Origin of the sequence: Nostocoides japonicum T1-X7 (assembly GCF_001046855.1) — a bacterium.
In the GTDB taxonomy this organism is placed as follows: Bacteria; Actinomycetota; Actinomycetes; order Actinomycetales; family Dermatophilaceae; genus Nostocoides; species Nostocoides japonicum.
In genome coordinates, this window is sequence record NZ_HF570958.1 from 4217938 (window position 1) to 4225527 (window position 7590).

8 protein-coding genes are annotated in these 7590 nt (G+C 74.5%); 4 read left to right on the forward strand and 4 right to left on the reverse strand.

Features of this window, described 5'->3' with window-relative positions:
• On the forward strand, window positions 1-209 hold a 209-nt coding region (locus BN12_RS26315; RefSeq protein ID WP_235432470.1), incomplete at its 5' end, for a hypothetical protein.
• Here the strand turns inward: BN12_RS26315 and BN12_RS19110 are convergent.
• Window positions 202-1203 carry a LuxR C-terminal-related transcriptional regulator gene (locus tag BN12_RS19110; protein WP_048554996.1) on the reverse strand — a complete coding sequence of 334 codons (1002 nt, stop codon included), beginning with the start codon at window positions 1201-1203 and terminating at the stop codon, window positions 202-204. The genes BN12_RS26315 and BN12_RS19110 overlap by 8 nt on opposite strands.
• Window positions 1204-1580: 377 nt before the next feature.
• Here BN12_RS19110 and purD point away from each other — a divergent pair, with 377 nt between their 5' ends.
• Window positions 1581-2861 (forward strand): phosphoribosylamine--glycine ligase, encoded by a 1281-nt coding sequence (gene purD, locus BN12_RS19115; RefSeq protein WP_048554998.1) that lies wholly within the window; start codon window positions 1581-1583, stop codon window positions 2859-2861.
• Here the strand turns inward: purD and BN12_RS19120 are convergent.
• A complete protein-coding gene (locus BN12_RS19120) occupies window positions 2848-4464 on the reverse strand; it encodes an MFS transporter (RefSeq protein WP_048555000.1) in 1617 nt (538 codons plus the stop codon). The two genes, purD and BN12_RS19120, sit on opposite strands and share 14 nt — an antisense overlap.
• Before the next feature lie 180 nt (window positions 4465-4644).
• On the opposite strand from BN12_RS19120, the gene BN12_RS19125 reads away from it, so the two are divergent.
• The gene (locus BN12_RS19125) at window positions 4645-5547 is read left to right on the forward strand and encodes a phosphoribosylaminoimidazolesuccinocarboxamide synthase (protein WP_048555001.1); all 903 of its coding nucleotides are present in this window, start codon (window positions 4645-4647) and stop codon (window positions 5545-5547) included.
• A gap of 49 nt (window positions 5548-5596) precedes the next feature.
• Window positions 5597-5821, forward strand: a complete 225-nt coding sequence (locus BN12_RS19130) for a hypothetical protein (RefSeq protein ID WP_048555003.1) — start codon at window positions 5597-5599, stop codon at window positions 5819-5821.
• A gap of 54 nt (window positions 5822-5875) precedes the next feature.
• On the opposite strand, the gene BN12_RS19135 is transcribed toward BN12_RS19130, so the two are convergent.
• Complete coding sequence (locus tag BN12_RS19135) at window positions 5876-7276, reverse strand: alpha/beta-hydrolase family protein (protein ID WP_048555005.1); 1401 nt, start codon at window positions 7274-7276, stop codon at window positions 5876-5878.
• A partial coding sequence (locus tag BN12_RS25420) for a hypothetical protein (protein ID WP_048555007.1) occupies window positions 7273-7590 on the reverse strand: 318 nt, incomplete at its 5' end. The genes BN12_RS25420 and BN12_RS19135, both read right to left, overlap by 4 nt.

Genomic DNA, 7590 nt, shown 5'->3' on the forward strand with positions numbered 1-7590 from the left:
CCGAGTTGATGTCGTCGAACGGCGAGGAGGACGACATCAACTCGGCACGTGCGAACGAGGAGGGCGAACGAAGAGGGCGAACAAGGAGGGCGAAACGTAGAGGGCCAACGCGAAGCGCCAACGAGGAGGGCAAGAAACGCGAAGAGGGCGCGCAGGGACGAGCCCGGAACCGGTCGCATGGCAGGGACGAGCAGGCGGGCGTCAGATGAGGCCGGCGCGCACCGCCTGGACGCCGGTCTGGAAGCGGGTGCTCGCACCGAGCTGGTCCATGAACGCCCGGATGCGACGCTCGACGGTCCGCTGGGACACCCCGGCCTGGCGGGCGATGACGGTGTCCGAGGTGCCGGCGGCCAGGAGCGTGAGGATGAGGCGGTCCCGCTCGGACAGGCCCGAGGCGCCGGTCGCCGTGGCGGAGGAGGGGAGCGGCATACCGGCCTCGTGCATGAGGAGGAAGAGGTGGATGAGGGCCCGCACGAGGGTCGGGTCGCGAACGAACACCGACCCCGCGCACTCCGGGTCGGTGTTCGAGGTGTCGATGACGGCCGACTCCCGGTCGACGACGAGGAGGTTGAACGGCACGTCGTGACCGACCCGGATGTCGTAGCCGAAGCTCTGCCGGCGGGAGAACTCGGACGCGGCCCCGTCGAGCTCGAAGATCGAGGCGTCGATGACGGCGAGCGCCTCGACGGACGGGCCGGACTCCGAGGGGTGGATCGCCGAATGCCCGCCGGCCACGATCCGCTCCATCCGCGGACCGCCCGCGACGACGGCGTAGAGGCTGTGCCGCACCGACTCCTCGAGCTTCTCCACGACGCCGGTCACCTCGTCGAACGAGCCGAGCCGGCGGATCAGTCCGCTGTCCTCCCCGATGAGCGGGGTGCGGACGCGGTGGTAGGTCTGGGCCAGCCCGGCCGTCGCGAGCCGCAGCGACCGGGCCTGGCGTTCGAGGAGCGCCGCGTATGCGGGGATGGCGACGTCCGGGGGAGCGACCTCGATCGCCTCCGGGTCCGTCGCGTCGATGACGTCCCGCACGTGGAGCACGGTGAGGGCGATGTCGACCGCCTCGGGCTCGTGGCCGGCCTCGACGAGACGGCGGCGGGACGGCCGGGGATCGGCGAGGATCGCCTCGTACACGGCGGGGACGGCCGGGTCGGCCAGGACGTCCGCGACGTGGTGATACGGCAGCTCGGCGCTCCGCGGCATGGCTCTGGCCCATCTGTGGCGAAAAGGCGACGTTGTCGGCAAGCCGACAGTCCCGCGACTTTACATCCGGCCGACGGCTTTGGCACAGTGGGCGTGGTCGACGATGTCGACCGGTCCGCCAGGAGCGCCGGTTCCCCTAGCCAGGTGCCGCGGATCGACGTGCGGCGTGCCCGGGAGATGTGCCCCCCTGCCTTCCGGGCACGTCGTCGTCACGCGCCAGGCGCCACCTCGCCTCGACCCAGGGGCCACACCACCTCGACCGGGCGCCACGATCCGGGCGCCACACCACCCGGACCAGCCGCCCCACGACCACGGCCAGCCGCCACGCCGTGACGACCGCGCCACCGGGCCGCGGCGCGACTCCTTAGGCTGAGCGGGTGAAGATCCTCGTCATCGGCGGGGGAGCCCGCGAGCACGCCCTCGTCCGCTCCCTGTCCGCGGATCCCGTCGTCGACACCGTCATCGCCGCGCCCGGCAACCCCGGCATCGCGACGATCGCCCGCTGCGAGGCGCTCGCCGACCTCACCGACGGCGCCGCCGTCGTCGCCATGGCCGACCGGTTCGCCGTCGACCTCGTCGTCATCGGCCCCGAGGCCCCGCTCGTGGCGGGCGTCGCCGACGCGCTCCGCGACGCCGGGCATACCGTCTACGGCCCGTCCGCCGCGGCCGCGCGGCTCGAGGGCAGCAAGGCCTTCGCCAAGGACGTCATGGCCGCCGCCAACGTCCCGACGGCGCTCGCCCACGTCTGCACGACGGAGGGGGAGGTCGAGGACGCCCTCGACGCGTTCGGCCCTCCCTACGTCGTCAAGGACGACGGTCTCGCCGCCGGCAAGGGGGTCGTCGTCACCGACGACCGCGCGGCGGCGATCGAGCACGCGCGCGCCTGCCTCGCCGCGAAGGATGCGGGACGGGTCGTCGTCGAGCAGTACCTCGACGGCCCCGAGGTCTCCATCTTCTGCGTATGCGACGGCCTCGACGCGGTGCCGCTCGCACCCGCCCAGGACTTCAAGCGCGTCGGGGACGGCGACGTCGGCCCCAACACCGGCGGCATGGGTGCCTACTCCCCGCTGGACTGGGCCCCCGACTCGCTGACCGACGAGGTCCTCGACCGCATCGCCCGACCCGTGCTCGCCGAGCTGCGGCACCGCGGCACCCCCTTCGTCGGGACGCTCTACGTCGGACTCGCCCTCACCTCCGCCGGCCCCCGGGTCGTCGAGTTCAACGCCCGCTTCGGCGACCCCGAGACCCAGGTGGTCCTCGCCCGCTTGCTGACCCCGCTCGGCGGACTTCTCCAGGCCGCGGCGACGGGGCGGCTCGCCGACGTCGGGAGCCTGCGCTGGTCGCCGGACACCGCCGTCACCGTCGTCGTCGCCGCCGAGAACTACCCCGCCACTCCGCGCACGGGCGACGTTCTCGACGGGCTCGACGTGAGCGACGTGCCGACGGCATACATCCTGCACGCCGGCACCGCCGTCGACGACGACGGCAACGTGGTCTCGGCGGGTGGCCGGGTCCTCTCGGTCGTCGCCCTCGGACCGACCCTCGCCGAGGCCCGGCAGCGGGTCTACGCCGCCGTCGACCGGACCTCTCTCGCGGGGGGCCATCACCGGACGGACATCGCGCTGCGGGCCGAGCGCGGCGAGGTCACCGTCCCCTGACCCGGGCGCTCGCGACGGCCGCGAGGAGCGCGATGACCATCGCCGCGCCGTCGACGCCGGCGAACAGCGACCCGCCGAGGTGGCTCCCCGCGGCGGCGATGAACGCTCCGGCGACCGCGAGTCCCAGCGCCTGGGACATCGCCGCCGCCAGCTGTCGACCCGCCGTGACCTGCCCCTGCTCGTTGTCGGAGGCGAGGGCGAGGGACTGGGTCGCGATCGTCGGGTAGGACAGCCCGATACCCGCCGCGGCGAGCGCATAGACGGCGAGACCGGCGACGATGCCGAGGACGTCGAGCGCGAGGAGCAGGGGTCCGATCGAGCCGACCGCGATGAGGAGCGATCCGATCCGCAGCCGCCCGGCCGGCGAGGTGAGTCGTTGGACGACGCCGAGACTCTGCACCCACGAGCCGGCCGCCCAGAAGACGCCGGTCACCGTGAGGCTCGCACCGGCCCAGAACGGCCGGACGCCGTGGATCGTCGTCAGCATGAGGGGGATGAACGAGCCGGCCAGCGCGAACGCCGTGCCGATGAGCCCGTTCATGGCGACGACGGCCGGTATGCCACGGCGGATGGCGTAGGTGCCGGGCGGAAGGATCCGGGCGCCGACGAGGAGGGCGAGCGCCGCAGCCACGACGAGGGCCACGGTGGCGAGCGGTCGGGTGCCCGGATCCTCGAAGAGCGGCCCGACGACCGACACGGCGGCGAGAGCCGTCGCGAGGAGGCTCGCCTGGACGGCGAGCCGGCCCGCGCCCGCGGGGTGAGGTGGTCCGTCCCCCGTCGCGGCGGAGGACGTCGTGCCGGTCGAGGACGTCGTGCCGGTGGACGAGGTGCCGGTGGACGAGGTGCCGCGCGTGGGCGCTGGCTCCTCCACCGACGATGCGTCACCGAGCGACGACGACTCGCCGCCTCGGGGATCGCCGCCCCGGGCGATGTCGCCGACGCGGGACGGCTCGCCGGCGCGGGACGGCTCGACGACGGAGGACGCCTCGGCGGCCCGCACGCGGCGCAGGGTGGGCAGGAGGAGCCCGGCGGCGAGGAGGAGCAGGGGGATCGGCGCGACGAAGACCCACCGCCATCCCGCCGCCTCGGCGATGGCCCCCGCGATGCCGGGCCCGACGACGGACGGCAGCACCCAGGCCGCCGCGACGGCGGCGAAGATCCGGGGCCGCAGCTCGACGGGCAGGACCGAGGCGATCATGACGGTGATCGAGATGTCGAGGGCGCCCTCCGCGGCGCCGCCGACGAGCCGGGCGCCGGTGAAGACGGCCATGTGCGGCGCGAGTCCGGCGATCGCCTGCGCGAGGCCGAAGCCGACGAGTCCGGCGAGGAGAGGCAGCCGTGGGCCGCGCCGGTCGGCCCAGGCCCCGCTCAGGGTCGTCCCGAGGACGTACGTCGCGACGGGCGCGGCCGTCGCGGCGCCGAACCAGGCGAGCCCGTCGAGGTGCTCGGCCACGGTCGGCAGGACGGTCGTCACCGCCCGGTTCTCGAACGCGCCCATCGTCACGAGGCCGACGGCGGCGACGACGAACGGGAGGTAGGCCGCGTCGAGGAGCCGTGGGGAGGAGCTCCGCCCGGCGGGGGCGGAGCGCTCCGTCGCGGTCATGCCCACCATCCTCCAACCTCGGGTCGGCACCCGCGAGGCCGCCGATCCCCCGGAGCAGTGGTGCAGAGCCCCCGATCGGGAGCTCTGCACCACCCCGCGTCGACGCGATGGGACGGGTGACGGGTATGGCGCGTGGTCACCGGGCGCACGAGTGAGGTAACGCCTGCGACAATCGCCCGTATGCCCGCGACCTCGCCCCTCGAGCTGCCCGGCTACGACCACGTGTACTCCGGCAAGGTCCGCGACCTCTACACGCCGATCGGGCGAGACGGCGCGCCGCGGATCGGTGAGCTGCTGCTCGTCGCCTCCGACCGGATCTCGGCGTTCGACCACCTCCTCGACCCCCCGATCCCCGACAAGGGGACCGTCCTCACCCAGCTGTCCCTCTGGTGGTTCGACCAGCTCGCCGACATCGTGCCCAACCACCTCGTGTCCACCGACGTGCCCGACGCCGTGCGGGGGCGGGCGATCCTCGTCCGCCGGCTCGACATGGTCATGGTCGAGTGCGTCGCGCGCGCCTACCTCACGGGCGGCGGGCTCGGCGAGTACACCGCGAGCGGCGCGGTGTCCGGCATACCTCTCCCGGAGGGTCTCGTCGACGGGTCCGAGCTGCCCGAGCCGATCTTCACGCCGTCGACGAAGGCGCCGATGGGGCAGCACGACGAGCCGATGACGTATGCCGAGGTCGAGGCGCTCGTCGGGCCCGACCTGGCGAGCCGCATCCGCGACCTCACCGTCGCGATCCTCGTGCGCGGCAACGCGATCGCACGTGACCGCGGCATCATCCTCGCCGACACGAAGGTGGAGTTCGGACTGACCCCCGGCGGGGAGCTCGTCCTCGCCGACGAGGTCCTCACTCCCGACTCCTCGCGCTTCTGGCCGGCCGAGGAGTGGGAGCCCGGCCACCCGCAGTCGAGCTTCGACAAGCAGTTCGTCCGGGACTGGCTCACCTCACCGGAGAGCGGCTGGGACCGGGCGAGCGGGGAGGCGCCCCCCCGCCTGCCCGACGAGATCGTCGCGGCGACGCGGTCCCGGTACGTCGAGGCCTACGAACGCCTCACCGGCCGCCGCTTCTCCGCCTGAGGCGTCCCAGCGGGACGGCAGGGGCCGGCCGGCGAGGAATACTGGGGCGGTGGACACCCCCGTGGTCACCCTGCTGCTGGTGATCGTGCTCCTGCTGGCCTGCAGCGCGTGGGTCCTTCAGGATGCCCGGGCCCGGGAGGCGAGCCGGCGTCCGGTCACGGCCACCGTCGCCGGCGTCACGATCGACCGGGCGGAGATCTGGGCGGTGCTCTGCCTCCTCCTCTGCGTCCTGTTCATCCCGATGTACCTCGTCGCCCGCGCCGCCGACGGCTGATCCGGAGTTGCGCCCGCGCCCGGGTGAGCCGACCGCGGGGTCACGCCGGAGGCGTCAGCACGTCGGGAGGGCGTCGGCCTGGTGCGGTCCGTAGCGGTGGCCCGTGCCGACCGGCACCGAGCGGGAGGCGACGAAGTCGGCGCCCTGCTGGACGAACGAGACGACGGGCAGCCACGGCCGGGTCGAGTCTCCGGAAGGGACGACGACGGAGTCGAGATGGGTGTGGACGACCGGGTCGGTCGGGTTCGCGACGACGGCCTGCCGGACGCGGGACGTGGCACGAGCGGGTAGGCCGTGCCCGCCGGGCGGCCCGACCCAGAGGACCGAGCACACCGAGTCCGCCGCGCGAGCCGCCGTCCGGTGGTCGGCGAAGACGCTGCGGCCCGTCGCCGCGCCGAGGCTCTCGCCGTAGAGATGCAGCTGCGGACGCTGCGCCGGTGGCAGGGCGTCGATCCGGTCCGCGACCGCGGTGAACAGTGCCCTGGCACCGGCGTCGGCCGATCCGCGCTGGAAGAGGTAGGCGACCCAGCTCGGTGTCGTCGTCGACTGCATCGACACCTCCGCGACGTCGGCGCCGAAGCGGTCCTCGAACCCCTCGACGGCGGTCGGGTCGACCCAGCCGGATCCCGTGGGGAACATGACGACGACGTGCCGCCGGTGCAGGCCGCCTGCTGCGACGAGCGCGTCGGCAGCCCGGGTCGCGCGGGCGGTGAGGGTCTCGCCGGGCCGGGCCGCGGCATACACTCGGACGGCGCCGACCGGTGAGGCGACCGCGAGCGGACGCTCCTGCGGATCGGGCGCTCCGGGGCGCGGGCTCGGCGCGAAGGCCGACAGGGCCGCCCATCCGAGGACGACGACGAGGACGGCGAGGAGCGTTCCGCGCCAACCGCGTGCGACGAACCGTCCCGATCGGCGAACCCCGGTGACGATCCCCCGGGCCAGGAGGACCGCTCCGGTCACGAGGACGGCGACCGCGAGCCAGTATGCGGGTCCGCTCGTGGCCATGCCCGTCGCCGTCCGCAGCCGTTCGGCGGCGACGACCTCGAGAGGGAGGGCGACGGCGAGCCCCATGCCGACGGCCCGCAGGAGGAGCCGTCCGGCCGCGGCGGCGGGCCACCGCCTCCGGCCGAGCGCGACGACGGGCTGGGCGAGGAGAAGGACGGTGAGGACGACGCCGGCCTGGATCCAGGCGGAATGGGGGAGAGCGGACGGCAGGAGACCGAGGACGACGGCCACCGACCGGACGACGAGGGTGACCGGATGCAGCGTGAGACGGGCCTGCCGGCCGGCGGCGATGCGACCGGTCCGGGCCGACCGCGGCGGACGCCGTCCGTGGTCCGAGGCGGTCGGGAGCGACGGGCGCGCGGTCACGTCGGTCGGCGCCGGCGCCCACGCGCCGCGGCGTGGCTCCGGTGGGGTGCTCGCGTGCCGGCGGGGCAGGACGGTCGTCGTCATGAGAGCACCTCGCGACCGGTCGTGACGCGCGCTCGGCGGACCGACCCGACGAGGGAAGCCGCGACGAGCCGGAGGGCGACGACGACGGCGAGGGCGGCGGCGAGCAGGGCGCCGACGGCGGCGCTCGCCGTCGCGACGCTGAGCGGCGTCTCGTGACCCGGCACCGACCAGTACTGCCGGATCGAGTTGACGCGGACCGCCGCTCCCGCGACCGTTGCCCAGGCGTCGCAGGACGCGCGCCGGAGGCCGCCCCGCCGGTCGCACGCCGCGTGGAGCGATGCGTCGAGCTGGTCGTCGATCGAGCGGCGGGGGGG

Bases quoted from the DNA above. Each gene is read 5' to 3' on its own strand.
- BN12_RS19110 (WP_048554996.1), bottom strand. From the start codon at position 1,203: ATGCCGCGGAGCGCCGAGCTGCCGTATCACCACGTCGCGGACGTCCTG.
- BN12_RS19120 (WP_048555000.1), bottom strand. From the start codon at position 4,464: ATGACCGCGACGGAGCGCTCCGCCCCCGCCGGGCGGAGCTCCTCCCCA.
- BN12_RS19125 (WP_048555001.1), top strand. From the start codon at position 4,645: ATGCCCGCGACCTCGCCCCTCGAGCTGCCCGGCTACGACCACGTGTAC.
- BN12_RS19135 (WP_048555005.1), bottom strand. From the start codon at position 7,276: ATGACGACGACCGTCCTGCCCCGCCGGCACGCGAGCACCCCACCGGAG.